14 protein-coding genes are annotated in these 16,370 nt (G+C 64.1%); 7 read left to right on the plus strand and 7 right to left on the minus strand.

Annotation, left to right across the window (positions count from 1 at the left end):
- The first annotated feature begins 1 nt into the window (after position 1).
- From lptG to rsmA, 4 genes are read left to right on the plus strand one after another with little or no spacing between them, the layout of a single operon-like run.
- The gene (gene lptG / locus AC1DVM_RS11615) at positions 2–1,087 is read left to right on the plus strand and encodes an LPS export ABC transporter permease LptG (RefSeq protein ID WP_477254588.1); all 1,086 of its coding nucleotides are present in this window, start codon (positions 2–4) and stop codon (positions 1,085–1,087) included.
- Complete coding sequence (locus tag AC1DVM_RS11620) at positions 1,087–3,669, plus strand: LPS-assembly protein LptD (protein WP_477254589.1); 2,583 nt, start codon at positions 1,087–1,089, stop codon at positions 3,667–3,669. The genes lptG and AC1DVM_RS11620 overlap by 1 nt, the downstream gene beginning before the upstream one ends.
- Positions 3,669–4,688: a 4-hydroxythreonine-4-phosphate dehydrogenase PdxA gene (gene pdxA, locus AC1DVM_RS11625; RefSeq protein ID WP_477254590.1), complete on the plus strand. Its 1,020-nt coding sequence runs from the start codon at positions 3,669–3,671 to the stop codon at positions 4,686–4,688. The genes AC1DVM_RS11620 and pdxA overlap by 1 nt, the downstream gene beginning before the upstream one ends.
- Positions 4,685–5,536, plus strand: coding sequence for a 16S rRNA (adenine(1518)-N(6)/adenine(1519)-N(6))-dimethyltransferase RsmA (rsmA, locus tag AC1DVM_RS11630; RefSeq protein WP_477254591.1), 852 nt, complete (start codon positions 4,685–4,687; stop codon positions 5,534–5,536). Before pdxA ends, rsmA begins: the two co-directional genes overlap by 4 nt.
- A gap of 69 nt (positions 5,537–5,605) precedes the next feature.
- Here rsmA and gmk read toward each other — a convergent pair whose 3' ends face one another.
- The 7 genes from gmk to fabD all read right to left on the minus strand — a co-directional run bounded on the left by gmk (position 5,606) and on the right by fabD (position 12,358).
- On the minus strand, positions 5,606–6,247 hold the full coding sequence (gene gmk, locus AC1DVM_RS11635) for a guanylate kinase (RefSeq protein ID WP_477254592.1): 642 nt from the start codon (positions 6,245–6,247) through the stop codon (positions 5,606–5,608).
- Positions 6,248–6,258: 11 nt separating this feature from the next.
- Positions 6,259–7,146 (minus strand): YicC/YloC family endoribonuclease, encoded by an 888-nt coding sequence (locus AC1DVM_RS11640; protein WP_477254593.1) that lies wholly within the window; start codon positions 7,144–7,146, stop codon positions 6,259–6,261.
- A 102-nt stretch (positions 7,147–7,248) separates the two neighbouring features.
- Positions 7,249–8,592, minus strand: a complete 1,344-nt coding sequence (mltG, locus tag AC1DVM_RS11645) for an endolytic transglycosylase MltG (protein ID WP_477254594.1) — start codon at positions 8,590–8,592, stop codon at positions 7,249–7,251.
- A gap of 93 nt (positions 8,593–8,685) precedes the next feature.
- Positions 8,686–9,948 carry a beta-ketoacyl-ACP synthase II gene (gene fabF, locus AC1DVM_RS11650; protein ID WP_477254595.1) on the minus strand — a complete coding sequence of 421 codons (1,263 nt, stop codon included), beginning with the start codon at positions 9,946–9,948 and terminating at the stop codon, positions 8,686–8,688.
- Between the two features lie 239 nt (positions 9,949–10,187).
- A complete protein-coding gene (locus tag AC1DVM_RS11655; protein ID WP_150946458.1) occupies positions 10,188–10,424 on the minus strand; it encodes an acyl carrier protein in 237 nt (78 codons plus the stop codon).
- A 237-nt stretch (positions 10,425–10,661) separates the two neighbouring features.
- Complete coding sequence (gene fabG / locus AC1DVM_RS11660) at positions 10,662–11,399, minus strand: 3-oxoacyl-[acyl-carrier-protein] reductase (RefSeq protein WP_477254596.1); 738 nt, start codon at positions 11,397–11,399, stop codon at positions 10,662–10,664.
- Between the two features lie 11 nt (positions 11,400–11,410).
- Positions 11,411–12,358 carry an ACP S-malonyltransferase gene (fabD, locus tag AC1DVM_RS11665; RefSeq protein ID WP_477254597.1) on the minus strand — a complete coding sequence of 316 codons (948 nt, stop codon included), beginning with the start codon at positions 12,356–12,358 and terminating at the stop codon, positions 11,411–11,413.
- 607 nt (positions 12,359–12,965) lie between these two features.
- Here fabD and rpoZ point away from each other — a divergent pair.
- The 3 genes from rpoZ to AC1DVM_RS11680 all read left to right on the plus strand — a co-directional run.
- Positions 12,966–13,373, plus strand: a complete 408-nt coding sequence (gene rpoZ, locus AC1DVM_RS11670) for a DNA-directed RNA polymerase subunit omega (protein WP_477254598.1) — start codon at positions 12,966–12,968, stop codon at positions 13,371–13,373.
- Positions 13,374–13,532: 159 nt separating this feature from the next.
- Complete coding sequence (locus AC1DVM_RS11675; RefSeq protein ID WP_477254599.1) at positions 13,533–15,710, plus strand: RelA/SpoT family protein; 2,178 nt, start codon at positions 13,533–13,535, stop codon at positions 15,708–15,710.
- 10 nt (positions 15,711–15,720) lie between these two features.
- Positions 15,721–16,370, plus strand: a 650-nt coding sequence (locus AC1DVM_RS11680) for a gamma-glutamyl-gamma-aminobutyrate hydrolase family protein (protein ID WP_477254600.1), incomplete at its 3' end; no start/stop codon positions are given.

Below are 16,370 nucleotides of genomic sequence, written 5' to 3' on the forward strand. Positions count from 1 at the left end.
CATGATCATCGGCGCGACCCTCGGCGGGTATTTCTCCCGGCAGTTTCTCAAGACAATTTTCCTTGTCTTCGCGACCGTTTTCTCGCTCGTCTACACGCTCGATTTCGTGGAGCTGATGCGGCGGGCCGGGGACGCGGAGAATGCGAGCGCCGGGCTGATGGCTCAGCTCGCCCTGTTCCGGACCCCCGTGATCGCCGAGCAGGTCATGCCGTTCGCGGTTCTGTTCGGCAGCATGGCGGCGCTCCTGCAACTCAGCCGGAAGCTCGAACTGGTGATCGCCCGGGCCGCCGGCGTATCGGCCTGGCAGTTCCTTCAGCCCGGTCTGTTCGTCGCCCTGATCATCGGGATCGCCTCGGTCGCGGTCTACAATCCGATCTCCGCCATGCTGAAGCAGCGTGCGGCGGACCTCGAAACGCGGATCTTTTCCCGCACCCTCCAGACCAGTGGGAAGCCCATCTGGCTCAGGCAGCGCAGCCTCGACGGGCAGGCCATTTTCAGGGCCGATGGGGCCATCAACGACACGACCACGATCACCGGCGTCACGGTCTATACCTTCACGAATGCGGGCGCTTTCACCCAGCGAATCGAAGCCCGGGAAGCCACCCTGCACCAGGGATTCTGGTCCCTCAAGAACGCCCGCATTCTCACCGCGACGGAGCCCCCGCAGGCCTTCGACCAATACGTGATCGCGTCGAATCTCGAGCCCTCGCAGGTTCGGCAGAGCTTCATCGAGCCGGACGCGGTACCCTTCTGGAATCTGAAGCAGACCATCGAGCAGTTGCAGAAGGCCGACCTCAACGCCAACGCCTACCGGTTGCACTACAACGTGCTCCTCGCCCGCCCCTTGCTGTTCATCGCCATGGTCCTGGTGGCCGCTTCCGTTTCATTAAGATTCTTTCGATTTGGCGGCGTGGCCATGATGGTTCTGGGTGGCGTGGCTGCCGGCTTCATGCTTTATGTCGCCACTGAGCTTATGGCGGAGCTTGGCGCCTCCGGGATCATCAGCTCGGCAGTCGCGGCGTGGCTTCCGGCTATCGTCGGAAGTTTGTTGGGTATACTTGCCTTGTTGTACCAAGAGGACGGCTGATGCGCCTCGCGGTGAAGGCTTTGCAAGGAGTAGGGATGGAACGGCTCGGGACAACGATCGCAACGTCTGCGATCGCGATGGCGCTTTTTTGCGCCGTCGGGTCATATCCTGTTCTATCCCAAGGCCTTAACCAGGCTCTCAGCGCCCAGGCGAAGCCCTCCACGGGCGAGGATCGGCTGCTCGTCGACGCCAAGGAAATCATCTACAACAACGACAAGAACACGATCGCGGCCTCCGGCGACGTGYAGCTCAATTATCAGGGCCGGTCCCTCCAGGCCGATCGGGTGATCTACGACCGGAACACCGGTCGGGTCTACGCCGAGGGCCACGCCAAGCTCACGGACGAAAAGGGCGCCGTTCTCAACGCCGACCGGTTCGAACTCACGGACGATTTCAAGAGCGGGTTTATCGATTCGCTGCGCCTAGTCCAGACCTCCGTCGATAACGGCCAAAGCGTCACCACCCGATTCTCCGCGCCACGCGCAGAGCGCTCCGCCGGGGAAACGACGACTTTCGAGCGCGGCACCTACACGGCCTGCGAACCCTGTAAGGACCACCCGGAGAAGCCGCCCCTCTGGCAGGTCAAGGCCGCCAAGATTATCCACAACGCAAGCGAGCAGACGATCTATTACGAAGACGCCACCATGGAGGTCTTCGGGGTGCCGGTCGCCTATCTGCCGTATTTCTGGACGCCGGACCCGACGGTCAAGCGCAAGACGGGCTTTCTCACTCCCAATGTGGTGATCTCGAATTCCCTCGGCTTCGGGGCCTCGATCCCATTCTTCTGGGCGATCGCGCCGAATTACGACCTGACCCTCAATCCCACTTTCCTCACCCGCCAAGGGGTGTTGGGCGAGGTCGAGTGGCGTCATCGGCTTGAAACCGGCGTTTACAACGTCCGCGCCGCCGGCATCATTCAGGGCGACAGCAGCGCCTTTCTGAAATCGCCCTACGGCGCCGGCGACCGGGACAACCGGGGCTCGCTCGAATCCACCGGCCTTTTCTATCTGAACGAGCGATGGAAATGGGGTTGGGACGTCGCGCTTCTATCGGATAAGTGGTTCCTGCAGAATTATCGCATCAAGAGCGAAAGTCTCGCGTCCCTCTACATCAAGGAATCGATCTCGACCCTGTATCTGCAAGGTCACGGTGACAGATCCTTCTTCGACGTCCGGGGCTATTATTTCCAGGGCCTGTCGACGACCGACTGGCAAAAGCAGCAGCCGATCGTCCACCCGGTGCTGGACTACAACAAACGGATCACGCCCGCCTCCATTGGCGGCGAGCTCGCGATCGACGTGAATGTGACCAGCCTGTCGCGCCAGGCGGCACAATTCGAGCAGATCCCGATCCAGAACAGATCGCTGTTCGGATTGTACGGGACATGCTCGGTCTTCGATCCCAGCCAATGCCTTGTCCGCGGCGTGAGTGGAACGACATCGCGCGTGTCAGCCAACGTTTCCTGGCGCCGCGAATTCATCGATCCCGTCGGCCAGGTCTGGACACCCTTCGCCTTCCTGAAGGGCGATGTCTACGGGATGTCCCCCGACCTGACGGGCTACCAGAACAGCGAATTGACGAACTTCATCAAGGGCGACGACGAGATCGATTTCAGGGGAATGCCGGGCATCGGGCTCGAATACCGCTTCCCGTTCGTGGGAACGCTCGGCACCTCAGGCACCCAGACCATCGAGCCGATCGCGCAGATCATCGCGCGTCCCAACGAAACGCTGATCGGCAAGGTCCCCAACGAAGATGCGCAAAGCCTCGTATTCGAGGACACGTCGCTTTTCGAATGGAACAAGTTCACCGGCTATGACCGCAGCGAAGGTGGCGTCCGGGCGAATGTAGGCGTGCAATATACGGTGACGGGCGCGGACGACTTCTATGCCAATGTGCTGTTCGGCCAATCCTATCAGGTGGCAGGCCGCAACTCGTTTACTCAGCCCGATCTCGTGCATGCCGGCCTCGATTCCGGTCTTGATTCCGGAAGCTCCGATTATGTGGGCCGGTTCCAGATCTCGCCGAATGCGAATTTCTCGTTCGTGACGCGTGGGCGGTTCGATCAGAACCATTTCGGCCTGAACCGATTTGAGACCGGCGTTTCGATGAACTTCGCGCCCTACCTCCCGGTCAGCACGTCTCTGACCTATGCGCGATACGCTGCGCAGCCCGAGATCGGCTTCAGCCGCCCGCGTGAGGGCCTGTTCGTCTCGGCACGGTGGAACGTCACGCCGAACTGGTACGTGTCCGGATCGGTTCTGCTCGACCTCGACCGGTATCTCCTCGCCCGCGAAACCTATGTGACGCAATACGCCGCCAATCCCGCGACAGCGGTCTACAACAGCCAGAACAAAGCCTATCTGGCGGGTATGAGCCTCGGGATCGGTTACGTCGACGAGTGCACGACCTTCTCCGTCAGCTACTCTGTCTCACCCCGCGATATCGCCGTCACTTCGGGCGAGAAGGACAGGAACCAGACCGTCATGCTCCGCCTCGAACTCCGGACGCTCGGCGAGGTCGGCCTCAATCAGCAGATCGGCGATACGGCTTCCGCCTCGGAAGGCGTTGCCGCCCAGTGATGCGCGACAGGCGCGGCCCTCTCCTGCTGCTAACACAAGGCGATCCGGCCGGGATCGGGCCGGAACTCACCCTCAAGGCCTGGATGGAGAGGCTCGATGTAGGCGTTCCGCCCTTCGCGGTTCTCACCGACCCGGCCTATCTCGGCCGCATTGCCCGCGCGTTCGGCTGGAACGTCCCGATCAAGATCGTCACGGTGGATGAAGCGGCCGCGGCTTTCAGCCAGGCCCTGCCGATAATTCCGCTCTCTCGCCGGGTCAAGGCGGAGCCCGGCAAAGCCGATCCCGCCAGCGCCGCCTCGGTCATCGAATCCATCGAGACGGCGGTCCGGCTGGTCACGGAGGGGCGGGCCGACGCTCTCGTCACCAATCCGATCTCGAAGCACGTCCTCTACGAGGCGGGTTTCGCGCATCCCGGCCACACCGAATTCCTGGCGGCCCTCACCGGCCCCGTCGCCGGGCAGCCCGTGCATCCCGTGATGATGCTCTGGAGCGAGGACCTCGCCGTGGTGCCGGTCACCGTCCACATTCCTCTGTCCCAGGTGCCGACATCGCTGACCACCGACCTGATCGTCCGCACGGGACGCATCGTGGCCCGCGAATTGACGGAGCGGTTCCGGATTCCAAAACCCCGCCTCGCGATCTCGGGATTGAACCCCCATGCGGGAGAGGCCGGCGCCATGGGCACGGAAGACAATGCCATCATCGCACCGGCGGTCGCTATGCTGCGCGCCGAGGGGATCAACGCGGTCGGCCCCCTTCCGGCCGACACCATGTTCCATGCCCGGGCCCGAAAACAATACGATGCCGCGCTGGCGATGTATCACGATCAGGCCCTGATCCCGATCAAGACACTGGCGTTCGACGAGGGGGTGAACATCACCCTCGGTCTGCCCTTCGTGCGGACGTCGCCCGACCATGGCACCGCCTTCGACATTGCCGGCAAGGGCGTGGCGCGTCCCGACAGCCTGATCGCCGCCATGAAGCTCGCGGCGCGCCTGACCCGGCAGCAGGAGCCATGAGCCAGATCGACGACCTCCCTCCCTTGCGCGACGTGGTCCGCACGCACGGCCTTCTGGCCAGGAAATCGCTCGGACAGAACTTCCTCTTCGACCTCAACCTGACCAGCCGGATCGCCCGGTCGGCAGGAAATCTCGCCGACACGACGGTCATTGAAGTCGGACCAGGTCCCGGTGGGCTGACCCGCGCGATCCTGGCGGCGGGCGCCCGCAAGGTCATCGCCATCGAACGCGATGCGCGCTGCCTTCCGGCCCTTGCGGAAATCGCCGCGCATTACCCCGGTCGGCTTGAGGTGGTGGAAGCCGATGCGCTGGAGTTCAATCCGCTTCCGCTGGTGGGCAACGATCCCGTGCGGATCATCTCCAACCTGCCCTATAATGTCGGCACCGCTTTGCTGACCGGCTGGATCGCCACGCCCGCCTGGCCTCCGTGGTGGCTTTCGCTGACCCTGATGTTCCAGCGGGAAGTGGCCGAGCGGATCGTGGCGGACGAGAGCGACCCCAAGGATTACGGTCGCCTCGGCGTCCTCTGCGGCTGGCGGACGGAGGCGCGCATCCTGTTCGACGTGCCGCCCTCCGCCTTCGTGCCGCCCCCGAAGATCACCTCGAGCGTCGTTCACCTGACGCCTCGCGACGCGCCCCTTCCCTGTCGGCTCGGCGCGCTCGAGGCGGTGACGCGCGCGGCGTTCGGACAGCGGCGGAAGATGCTGCGCCAGAGCCTGAAACCCATTGCGCCCCAACCGACGGCGCTGATCGCCGAAGCAGGCTTGCTCGAGACGAGCCGCGCCGAAGAGATCCCGGTCGCAGGGTTCGTGGCCCTGGCCAATGCGTGGGACCGCATTGCTCGATGAATTCATTCGCCGTCGCGTCTTCCCTCCCCCTTGCGGCGAGGGAAAACGCGCCCGGAATGACACCCGATTCTATTCGACCCGCGCGGACAACAATTCCTCTACGAACGTTCCCATGCCGATCTGGCGCTCGCGCTTGAGGCGCTCGGCGGCCAGGATGGCTTTCAGGTCGCCGAAGGTGCGGTCCAGGTCATCGTTGACCAGCACGTAATCGTAGGATTCCCACTGGGCGATCTCGTCCCGGGCGTTCCGCAGCCGGCGCGCAATCACGTCGGGCACGTCTTCCGCCCGTCTTTCGAGCCGCGCTTTCAACTCCTCCATCGAGGGCGGGAGGATGAAGACGCTCACCACGTCGGCGCGCATCTTCTCTACGATCTGCTTGGTGCCCTGCCAGTCGATGTCGAACATGACGTCTTCGCCCCGCGCAAGAGCCTGTTCGACCGGCTTGCGAGGGGTGCCGTAATAATTGCCGTGAACCTGCGCCCATTCGAGGAGATCGCCGCGATCGCGCATCTCCTCGAAATCGGGAACGCTGTCGGTGAAATTGTAATGGACGCCGTTGATCTCGGACGGACGCTTCTGCCGGGTCGTCACGGAGATCGAGAGGCGGATGCCGCGATCTTCCCGCACCAGATTGCGCGTCAGGGTGGATTTCCCCGCACCGGACGGCGACGACAGGATCAGGAGCAGACCGCGCCGCTTCAGGGGCATCATTTTGAACTCCATCACTCGACGTTCTGAACCTGCTCGCGGAATTGCTCGATAACCGCCTTGAGTTCAAGCCCGATCCGCGACAGCGACACGTCATTGGCCTTTGCACACAGGGTATTGGCCTCGCGGCCGAACTCCTGCGCCAGAAAGTCCAGCCTGCGGCCGATCGAACCGCCCTCGTCGAGGAGGCCGCGGGCTGCTTCCACATGGGCGCGCAGCCGGTCGAGTTCCTCGCGGATATCGGCGCGCGCGGCGATCAGGACCGCCTCCTGATGAAGCCGGTCGGAATCGAGCGCCGCCTTGCCGTCGAACAATTGCGCGATCTGGGCCTCGAGCCGCGCGCGGATCGCTTCGGGACGACGGGCCGGCGCTGCCTCGGCATCCTCGACGAGCGATGCGACGAGCGTGAGTTGCTGCCGCAGGACACCGGAAAGTGCCTTACCCTCACGGGAACGTGCCTCCTGGAGCGCTGCGACGAGCGGTCCTACGGCCGCCTTGAGGGCGGGCGCGAGTTCGGGATCCTGCGAGGGGTCGACCGCCCCCTCGTCCAACTCGACCACGCCCCGGATGGACAAGAGGCCGTCCAGCGAGGCGGGCCTGATCGTCGAGGGCAAGTCCAGAGCCGCGACAGCTTCGATGAGCGAGTTCAGCGAATCCGTGTTGACACGGAGTTTCGCCACCGAGGACGTCTTGCTGACGGTCAGGTTCAGTTGACCCTGGCCCCGCGTCAACGCCTTCAGGATGGCGTTGCGGGCATCTTCGCCGACCGCGTCGAGGCCGGGTGGCGTGCGCACGCGAATTTCGAGCCCACGACCGTTCACGGTCTTGATCTCCCATGCCCATTGATAGGGGCCGGTGATCCCGGTCTCGCGGGCGAAACCGGTCATGCTCGCAATCGACATGCGGGGAACCTCAAACGGTTTGAATGGAGGGCGCGACCATAATCCGCCCGTGGGCCGCTCACAAGGAGGGCACCGGGAAACCGCGATCCGTCAACCGGGCGATCAGGGCTGCTTCAGGGCGGGGACGTTCTTGGGCGTGTTGAGATCGAAGGTCTTGTTCTTCAACGGGTCTTTTTCGGTGCCCTCGCTGGCGTCGAACCCACGCGGCCGGCCCCCGCGCAAGGGGGCGTCCTGCGCCAGCGTCCCGGCGGGCGTGAGCTGGGTGCGGGTATCCGCATCCGGATTGATCCGGTCGACATCGTTCTGGTCCGGCGTCGCCTTCGACTTTTCGAGTTGCCGCCAGCGCGCCACGTTACGCTGGTGTTGATCGTAGTTCTCCGCGAAGGCGTGCCCGCCCGAGCCGTCGGCGACGAAATAAAGGTCCTTGGTGCGCGACGGGTTGGCGACCGCTTCGAGCGCGGCGCGGCCGGGATTGGCGATCGGACCGGGCGGCAGGCCTTCGATCACGTAGGTGTTGTAGGGCGTCGCCGTCTCGATCTCGCTGCGCATGATGCCCCGGCCCAGGGTGCCCTTCCCGCCCACTAGGCCATACACGATGGTGGGGTCCGATTGCAGCTTCATGCGCTTCATGAGGCGGTTGATGAAGACCCCTGCCACGCGGGTGCGCTCGTCGGCGCGGCCGGTCTCCTTCTCGACCACGGAGGCGAGGATGACCAGTTCCTGGGCCGTCTTCACCGGAAGCTCCGGCGAGCGGCGCTGCCATATCTGCGCCAGGACCTGCCGATGGGCCGCCTGCATGGCGTTGATGATCTGCTGGCGCGTCATGCCGCGCTCGAACTTGTAAGTGTCGGGCAGCAGTGTGCCCTCGCGGGGCGTTTCCGCCACCTCTCCGGTGAGAATCTCGTTGTCGAACAGGCGCGCCATGATCTGTTCGCTGGTCAGGCCCTCCGGGATGGTGATCGAATGGAGGATCGCCTTGCCTTCCACGAGGGTGTCGATGGCCGTCTCGATGCTGGTTCCGGCCTTGAACTGGAATTCGCCGGCCTTCAATTGACCGCGTCGACGATTGAAGAGCGCATAGGCCTCGAACAGCAGCGGCTGGGTGATCACCCCCTCGCGCTTCAGGATGTCGGCGATTTCGCCGGTGCCGGTATTGCGCGGGATCACCACCACCTTGTCGGCCGTCAACGGACCGCTGGCGGTCACCTCGCGCTCCATCACGCTGAAGCCGAAAACCAGGAGCACGGCGATGGCGACGAACAGCGTCAGGAGACCGCTCGCGACGGACAGCATCCCTCCCCGTTTCCGGCGGTGCCGGGGCGGCGGCGGCGGCGCCGCCATGGGCTTGATGGCCTCGCTCGGCGAACGGGGGGCCAGTCGCGGCTGCTGGTCGTCCTGCTGCGATTCAGGCGAGTTGAGGAGGGTGGGTTTTTTTCTGCCGAACATTACTACGCTTTTCTTGTGCCGGCATGGCGTCGCCGGCTGTTGAACACCCTAACGGGGATTATGGCGAAAAGCCGTAGCGTAGCTCTATCGGGCTCAAGTTACACGCCGGAAAACAAGCGACGCGTTGGTTCCGCCGAATCCGAAGGAGTTCGACAGGGCAACGTTCACCTCTTTGCGCTTCGCGCGGTGCGGCACGAGGTCGATCGGCGTCTCGACGGACGGGTTGTCGAGATTGAGGGTCGGCGGCACCATGCCGTCGCGCATGGCGACGATGGAGAAGATCGCCTCGACGGCGCCGGCCGCCCCCAGAAGATGCCCGACAGCGGATTTGGTGGACGACATGGTCAGTTTGCCGGCGGCATTGCCGACCACCCGTTCGACCGCCTTCAGCTCGAGCTCGTCTCCGAGCGGCGTCGATGTGCCGTGGGCGTTGACGTAATCGATCTCCGACGGCGAAATTCCAGCGCGCTTGATCGCGGCGGACATGCACCGGAAGGCGCCGTCGCCATCCTCGGCCGGGGACGTGATGTGGAACGCGTCGCCGGAGAGGCCATAGCCGATCACCTCGGCGTAGATCTTCGCGCCGCGCGCCCTGGCGTGCTCGTATTCCTCCAGCACCACGACGCCGGCGCCCTCGCCCATGACGAAGCCGTCCCGGTCCTTGTCGTAGGGCCGCGAGGCGCGGGTCGGATCGTTGTTGTAATTCGTCGAGAGGGCGCGGCAGGCGGCGAACCCTGYGATCGACAGGCGGTTGATGGGCGATTCGGTGCCGCCGGCGACCATCACCTCGGCATCGCCCAGCGCGATCAGCCGCGCCGCATCGCCGATGGCGTGGGAGCCGGTGGAGCAGGCCGTCACGACGGAATTGTTGGGGCCCTTAAGCCCGTGCTCGATGGATACGTAGCCGCCCGCGAGATTGATCAGGCGGCCCGGAATGAAGAACGGCGAGATCCGGCGCGGGCCGCGCTCGATCAGCGTCGCCGAAGCCTCGTAAATGCCGCCGATGCCGCCGATGCCGGAGCCGATCAGCACGCCCGAGGCGCATTGATCCTCGTAGGTCGTCGGCTTCCAGCCGGCATCGTCGAGCGCCTGGGTCGCCGCCGCCATCGCGTAGACGATGAACGGATCGACCTTGCGCTGCTCCTTGGGCTCCATCCACTGATCGGCGTTGAACGTGCCGCCCGTGCCGTCGCCAACGGGAATCTGGCAGGCGATCTGGCAGGCAAGGTCATCGATCTGAAATCCCTCGATGCGGTTCGCGCCGCTCTTGCCTTCGAGGATGTTTGACCATGTCTGCTCGACCCCGCAACCCAGCGGAGTGACCATGCCGAGACCCGTAACGACGACCCGCCTCATGCTGATTCCTGATCTCTGGATCGCAATCCGTGTTCCCGGACGTCCGGGATGCGTCGTCGGCGATCAATTCAAACAGTTCTGAGCATGCCTGCGAAAAGTTGACGGACCTTTCGCCAAGCGACATGCCCTGGCGTAATGGATGCGCGAGCCTCCGCGCCGGCTGGCGATCGCAGCCTCGGCGAAGGACTCCAGACGAAAATCGGGCGCCGAACGAGAACGGTCCGGCGCCCGAAGCGTGATTACGCCGCGTTCTTCTCGAGAAACTTGATGGCGTCGCCGACCGTCACGATGGTCTCGGCGGCGTCGTCGGGGATCTCGACATTGAATTCTTCTTCGAACGCCATGACGAGCTCGACGGTATCAAGGCTGTCCGCGCCCAGGTCATCGATGAAGTTCGCATTGTCGACCACCTTGTCGGCCTCGACACCCAGGTGTTCGACAACGATCTTCTTCACGCGATCAGCGACGTCACTCATCGTTTTTTCCTCAGTGGCTGCCGCCTCAGGATATGGGCGGTCTAGAAATGGAAACTCAGATCAGCTGCTCAGCCGATAAACGCTGGAACGACTGCCTTGTGTCGTGCAAAGCCGCATTTTTCAGCGCCGGTCAACCCCTCCGACCCGAACAGGTCCATGATTAACACAAGCTTGTCGGCTCTGGCGAGAGGCGGAAAACGGATCAGGAGGCGATTCCGATCATCCCTCCAACCTCTTCTAAAACATCGCCATTCCGCCGTTGACGTGCAGCGTCTGGCCGGTCACGTAGGCGGCTTCGGAGGAGCTGAGATAAACCACCGAGGCGGCGATTTCATCGCCCTCGCCGAGCCGCGCCATGGGAATCGTCCCCAGGATACCTTCGCGCTGCTTGTCGTTGAGGGTGTCGGTCATGGGCGAGGCGATGAAGCCCGGAGCGACGCAATTGACCGTGATGTTGCGGCTGGCGACCTCGGCGCCGAGCGCCTTCGTCATGCCGACCAGGCCCGCTTTCGAGGCGGCATAATTGGCCTGTCCGGGATTGCCGGTGGCGCCCACCACCGAGCCGATATTGACGATGCGGCCATAGCGACGGCGCATCATGCCCTTCACCGCGGCGCGAGAGAGCCGGAACGCGGCGGTGAGATTGACGGCGATCACCGTATCCCATTCCTCGTCCTTCATGCGCATGAACAGGTTGTCGCGCGTAACGCCGGCATTGTTGACCAGGATGTCGAGGCCTTCCATCGCCGATTCGGCTGCCGGCACAAGGGCTTCCACCGAATCCTTGTCGCCGAGGTTGGCCTCCACCACGTGGACCCGCTCGCCGAGGGCGGCCGCGAGCTCGTCCAACGCGCTCCGCCTGGTTCCCGAGAGGGTCACGGTGGCGCCCTGGGCGTGGAGCGCACGGGCGATGGCGCCGCCGATGCCGCCGGTGGCTCCCGTAACGAGAGCCTTGCGGCCCGTGAGATCGAACATGGGGTTTGTCCTTATCCTTGCAGAGAGGCTTTGAAAGCCGCCACGTCGTCCGGCGTGCCGATGGCCGAGCCGGTGGCGGTGGGCGCGATGCGTTTCCCGAGTCCCGTCAGGACCTTGCCCGACCCGACCTCAGAAAACGATTCAACGCCCTGACCCGCCATGAAGGCAACGGATTCGCGCCAGCGGACGGTTCCCGTCACCTGCCGAACGAGCCCTTCGCGGATGGCATCCGGATCGCTCACCGGGCCGGCCGTCACGTTTGAGACCAGGGGTACGATCGGGGCCTTGACCGAGACGCCAGCCAGCGCCTCCCGCATGGCGTCGGCCGCCGGCTGCATCAGCGCGCAATGGAAAGGCGCCGAGACGGTCAGCATCACGGCGCGCTTGGCGCCCTTTTCCTGCGCAATCACGATGGCGCGTTCAACCGCGGCCTTGTGGCCCGAGACCACCACCTGTGCGCCGCCATTGTCGTTGGCCGCATCGCAGACCTCGCCTCTAGCCGCCGCGCGGGCGACTTCCACGGCGGCGTCGAATTCCAGCCCGATGAGGGCCGCCATGGCGCCCTGCCCGACCGGGACGGCGCCCTGCATGGCATTGCCGCGAATCCGCAACAGGCGGGCCGTATCGGCGATGGACAGGCTGCCAGCGGCGGCGAGAGCCGAATATTCGCCCAGCGAATGGCCGGCGACGAAAGCCGCGTGTTTCTTGAGATCGAGCCCCGCTTCCGCCTGCAGCACCCGGAAGGCCGCAAGGCTGACCGCCATCAGGGCCGGCTGGGTGTTGGCCGTCAGCGTGAGTTCGTCGAGGGGTCCATCCCACATGATGGCCGAGAGCTTCTGCGAGAGAGCATCATCGACCTCGTCGAACACGGCCCTTGCCTGCGGAAAGGCCTCGGCGAGGGCTTTGCCCATCCCGACGGCCTGGCTGCCCTGTCCCGGAAATACGAATGCGCGCTTCATGAACGGCCGCCTCTCTTCGATTGATCGAGGCGGGACTCGCATCGGGAGACGGATGAGTCAAGATTACGACCCGCTGCTCCCGCACTTGCCGTGTTCATAGATACGTGCAGCGGCGCTGCTGCGGCGGGGATCTCCCTGACGGAAATCCGTGAGACGAGTCACGACCCAGACGATGACCGCCACCAAGCCAATCACGAGTAGGAAAAACCAGCCTGCCGTCATGTTCCTCTCCTTAGGTAAGGAACGCATCCTAACAGCGGGATTTCAGGCCTCGGTGCCATAACGCACCTGCGGGAACCCGGTAGTGACTTRAGATTGAGGATTGGCACGGGTGTCCCCTCCCCGTTGCGGGGAGGGGTTAGGGGTGGGGGTCGTAAAGTCGGAGCGCGCGCTCGCGCGAAAAACACGAGGCTGCTACTGTGTTCTCTGGTCATGCAGCTCAACCGGTCATGCCACCCCCACCCTCAATCCCTCCCCGCAAGGGGGAGGGAGGAGAGCGAGCCAAACTGAGTCACTACCAATACCCTCTTTCTCTTGTCATCGCGCCCTATCCGGTGTAATCACCCCTGCTTCCGATATTCCTTGAACCACGAAAAGGAGCCGCTTCATGGCTCGTGTGACCGTCGAAGATTGCATCGACAAGGTCGACAACCGGTTTGAGCTCGTGCTGCTCGCCAGCCACCGCGCCCGCCTCATTTCCTCGGGTTCGCCGCTCACCGTCGATCGCGACCGGGACAAGAACCCGGTCGTCGCCCTGCGCGAGATCGCCGATGAGACGATCGCGCCGGACGATCTGAAAGAGCAGCTCATCCACTCGATGCAGAAATACGTCGAGGTCGACGAGCCCGAGGCCGAGACCGTTCCGCTCCTTGGCAACACGGCTGCTGCGGCGACCGCTCGCAACGACAGCGATACGGACGTCACCTTCGACCGCATGAGCGAGGAAGACCTCCTTCGCGGCCTCGAAGGCCTCGTCCCCCCGAGCTCCAGCGCGGACGACGACGAGCGCGAATAAGCGCCGCGACTTCAGTGTTTCTAGAAAAGCCCGGCGCGATGCCGGGCTTTTTTGCATTCCGGACCTGCGCGGCCCAGAGAAATCTTGCGGTTTCGCCCCGTTCCACAATATCCTTTTAACTTCAGCCCGTTAAAAGCCCGAAAAGGAGATTGCGGCCGGATGATGCGCCAGTACGAACTTGTCGAGCGGGTGAAGCGCTATAACCCCTTGACCGACGAGGCGCTTCTCAACCGCGCTTATGTGTATGCCATGATGGCCCATGGCAACCAGAAGCGGGCTTCCGGCGACCTGTTCTTCGGCCATCCCCTCGAAGTCGCCGCCATCCTCACCGACCTGAAGCTCGACGATGCCACCATCGCGGCGGCGGTGCTGCACGACACGGTCGAGGACACGCAGGCGACGCTGGAGGAGATCAACAAGTCCTTCGGCCCCCAGATCGGCGCCCTCGTGGACGGGCTCACCAAGATCAAGCGGCTCGATCTCGTTTCGAAACGGGCCGCACAGGGCGAGAATTTCCGCAAGCTGCTGCTCGCCATCGCCGACGACGTGCGGGTTCTGCTCGTCAAGCTCGCCGACCGCCTGCACAACATGCGCACCCTGCAATTCATGCCGCCCGAGAAACGGCAGCGGATCGCCGAGGAGACCCTGGACATCTACGCGCCGCTCGCCGGCCGGATGGGCATCCAGGAAATGCGCGAGGAGCTGGAGGAACTGGCCTTCCAGAACATCGACCCAGAGGCATATGGGGCGATCAACCGCCACCTCCAGGAAGTCACCGCCAAAAGCGAAAAGCTGGTCGAGGAGATCGAGCAGACCCTGACGGCGAAACTGAAGGCGCAAGGTATCAACGCCGAGGTATCCGGCCGCCAGAAGCGGCCCTATTCGATCTGGCGCAAGATGGAGCGCAAGTCTGTCTCGTTCGAGCAGCTTTCGGACATTTTCGGGTTCCGGGTGATCGTCGAGACGGTGGACGAATGCTACCGGGCGCTCGGCGTCGTCCATACGAGCTGGCCGATGATCCCGGGCCGCTACAAGGACTATATCTCGACCCCGAAGCAGAACGATTACCGTTCGCTGCACACCACCGTCATCGGGCCGAGCCGGCAGCGGGTCGAATTGCAGATCCGAACCGTCGCGATGGAAGAGGTGGCGGAATACGGCGTGGCCGCCCATGCCCTCTACAAGGAGGGCGTCAACGACAATTCGCGCCTTGCCGTGGAAAGCCGCGCCTATCAATGGCTTCGGCGCACCATCGATCTTCTGGCCGAAGGCGACAACCCGGAGGAGTTTCTCGAGCATACCAAGCTCGAACTGTTCCACGATCAGGTCTTCTGCTTCACCCCCAAGGCCCGCCTCATCGCGCTCCCGCGCGGCGCGACGCCCATCGACTTCGCCTATGCGGTGCATACCGATGTCGGCAACACGGCGGTGGGCTGCAAGATCAACGGGCGCATGTCGCCGCTGCTGACCGAATTGCAGAACGGCGACGAGGTGGAGATCATCCGCGCCGAGGGCCAGACGCCGCCCGCCGCGTGGGAATCGCTCGTCGTGACCGGCAAGGCCCGGGCCTCGATCCGGCGCGCGACCCGGGCCGCCGTGCGCCAGCAATATACCGGCCTCGGCACGCAGATCCTGGAGCGGGCCTTCGAGCGGGCCAACCGGGCCTATTCGCACGAGAAGCTCAAAGGCGCCCTGCCCCGGCTGGCGCGGCTTTCCATCGAGGATGTGCTGGCGGCGGTGGGACGCGGCGAGATGTTCTCCGGCGACGTGGTTCGCGCCGTCTATCCCGATTACAAGGAAGACCGCCGCGCCGGCGGGCCGGATGCTGGAAAAGTCGGTGCCGCCGAGCTTGCGCCGCGCCCGAACGGCGCCGGCGAAACGGTCACCGACGGCATCCCCATCCGCGGCCTCAGCGACAACCTGACGGTGCGGTTCGCGCCGGACGGCGGCGCCGTCCCGGGCGACCGGATCGTCGGGATCCTCACCCCCGGCGAAGGGGTGACGATCTACCCGATCCAGTCGGCCTCCCTCGCGGATTTCGACAACGAACCGGACCGCTGGATCGACGTGCGATGGGATTTCGAGGCGGAGCCGCAGCGCTACCCCGCCCGCATCAAGCTGCAATCCATCAACGAGCCCGGCTCGCTGGCCCAGATCACGCAGGTCATCGCCGATCACGAAGGCAATATCGACAACGTCACCATGAAGCGCCGGACTCAGGATTTCACCGACGTCACCATCGATCTCGGCGTCTGGGATCTCAAGCACCTCAACGCCATCATCGCGGAACTGCGCGCCAAGCGCACCGTCAGCCGCGTCGACCGCATCACCGGATAGAAAACCCCCAATGAGCAGCAAGCCCCGCATCGCCATCATCATGGATGAGAACACCCAGGTGGATGGCACTCGCTACGAGGTCAGCAAGGCCTATTTCCTGGCAATCCACCGCGCGGGTGGCCTGCCCTTCGGCATTCCCTATTTTGCCGACCTCGTGGACACCGTCATCGACGAGTTCGACGGTTTCGTCAGCGTCGGCGGCCGCATCAATTTTCCGACCGCCTGGTATGTGGACGGGGACGAGTCCAAATTTCCCCACTCGGATCGCCTCGACGTCGACCGCGCGCTCATGAGCGGCTTCCTCGACCGGGACAAGCCCGTTCTGGGCATCTGCAACGGGATGCAGATGCTGGCTTGCCTGAATGGCTGCCGCATGGTGTCGGATGTGCGCGCGCTTCGCCCCGACATCCTCCAGCATGACGAGCGCGGCGTGCTTCACCCCGCTTCGATCAAGGCCGGCACGGCTTTGTCCCGCATCGTCGGCGTGTCGGAGATCGACGTGAACACGCATCACCGCGAAGCGATCGTGCACATCTCCGACAAAGTGGTGGCGAGCGCCTTCGCGCCCGACGGCACGATCGAGGCCATCGAAGTGCCGGCGCATCGCTTCGCGCTCGGCCTGCAATGGCACCCGGAGGCCTTCGCCAGCACGGACAATCC

The organism is Microvirga sp. P4_A5, assembly GCF_056402495.1.

Coding starts and splice junctions, on each gene's coding strand:
- lptG (WP_477254588.1), top strand. CDS start 2: ATGATCATCGGCGCGACCCTCGGCGGGTATTTCTCCCGGCAGTTTCTC.
- fabG (WP_477254596.1), bottom strand. CDS start 11,399: ATGTTCGATCTCACGGGCCGCAAGGCTCTCGTTACGGGAGCCACCGGC.
- rsmA (WP_477254591.1), top strand. CDS start 4,685: ATGAGCCAGATCGACGACCTCCCTCCCTTGCGCGACGTGGTCCGCACG.
- AC1DVM_RS11675 (WP_477254599.1), top strand. CDS start 13,533: ATGATGCGCCAGTACGAACTTGTCGAGCGGGTGAAGCGCTATAACCCC.
- AC1DVM_RS11655 (WP_150946458.1), bottom strand. CDS start 10,424: ATGAGTGACGTCGCTGATCGCGTGAAGAAGATCGTTGTCGAACACCTG.
- AC1DVM_RS11640 (WP_477254593.1), bottom strand. CDS start 7,146: ATGTCGATTGCGAGCATGACCGGTTTCGCCCGCGAGACCGGGATCACC.
- fabD (WP_477254597.1), bottom strand. CDS start 12,358: ATGAAGCGCGCATTCGTATTTCCGGGACAGGGCAGCCAGGCCGTCGGG.
- rpoZ (WP_477254598.1), top strand. CDS start 12,966: ATGGCTCGTGTGACCGTCGAAGATTGCATCGACAAGGTCGACAACCGG.
- gmk (WP_477254592.1), bottom strand. CDS start 6,247: ATGATGCCCCTGAAGCGGCGCGGTCTGCTCCTGATCCTGTCGTCGCCG.
- mltG (WP_477254594.1), bottom strand. CDS start 8,592: ATGTTCGGCAGAAAAAAACCCACCCTCCTCAACTCGCCTGAATCGCAG.
- pdxA (WP_477254590.1), top strand. CDS start 3,669: ATGCGCGACAGGCGCGGCCCTCTCCTGCTGCTAACACAAGGCGATCCG.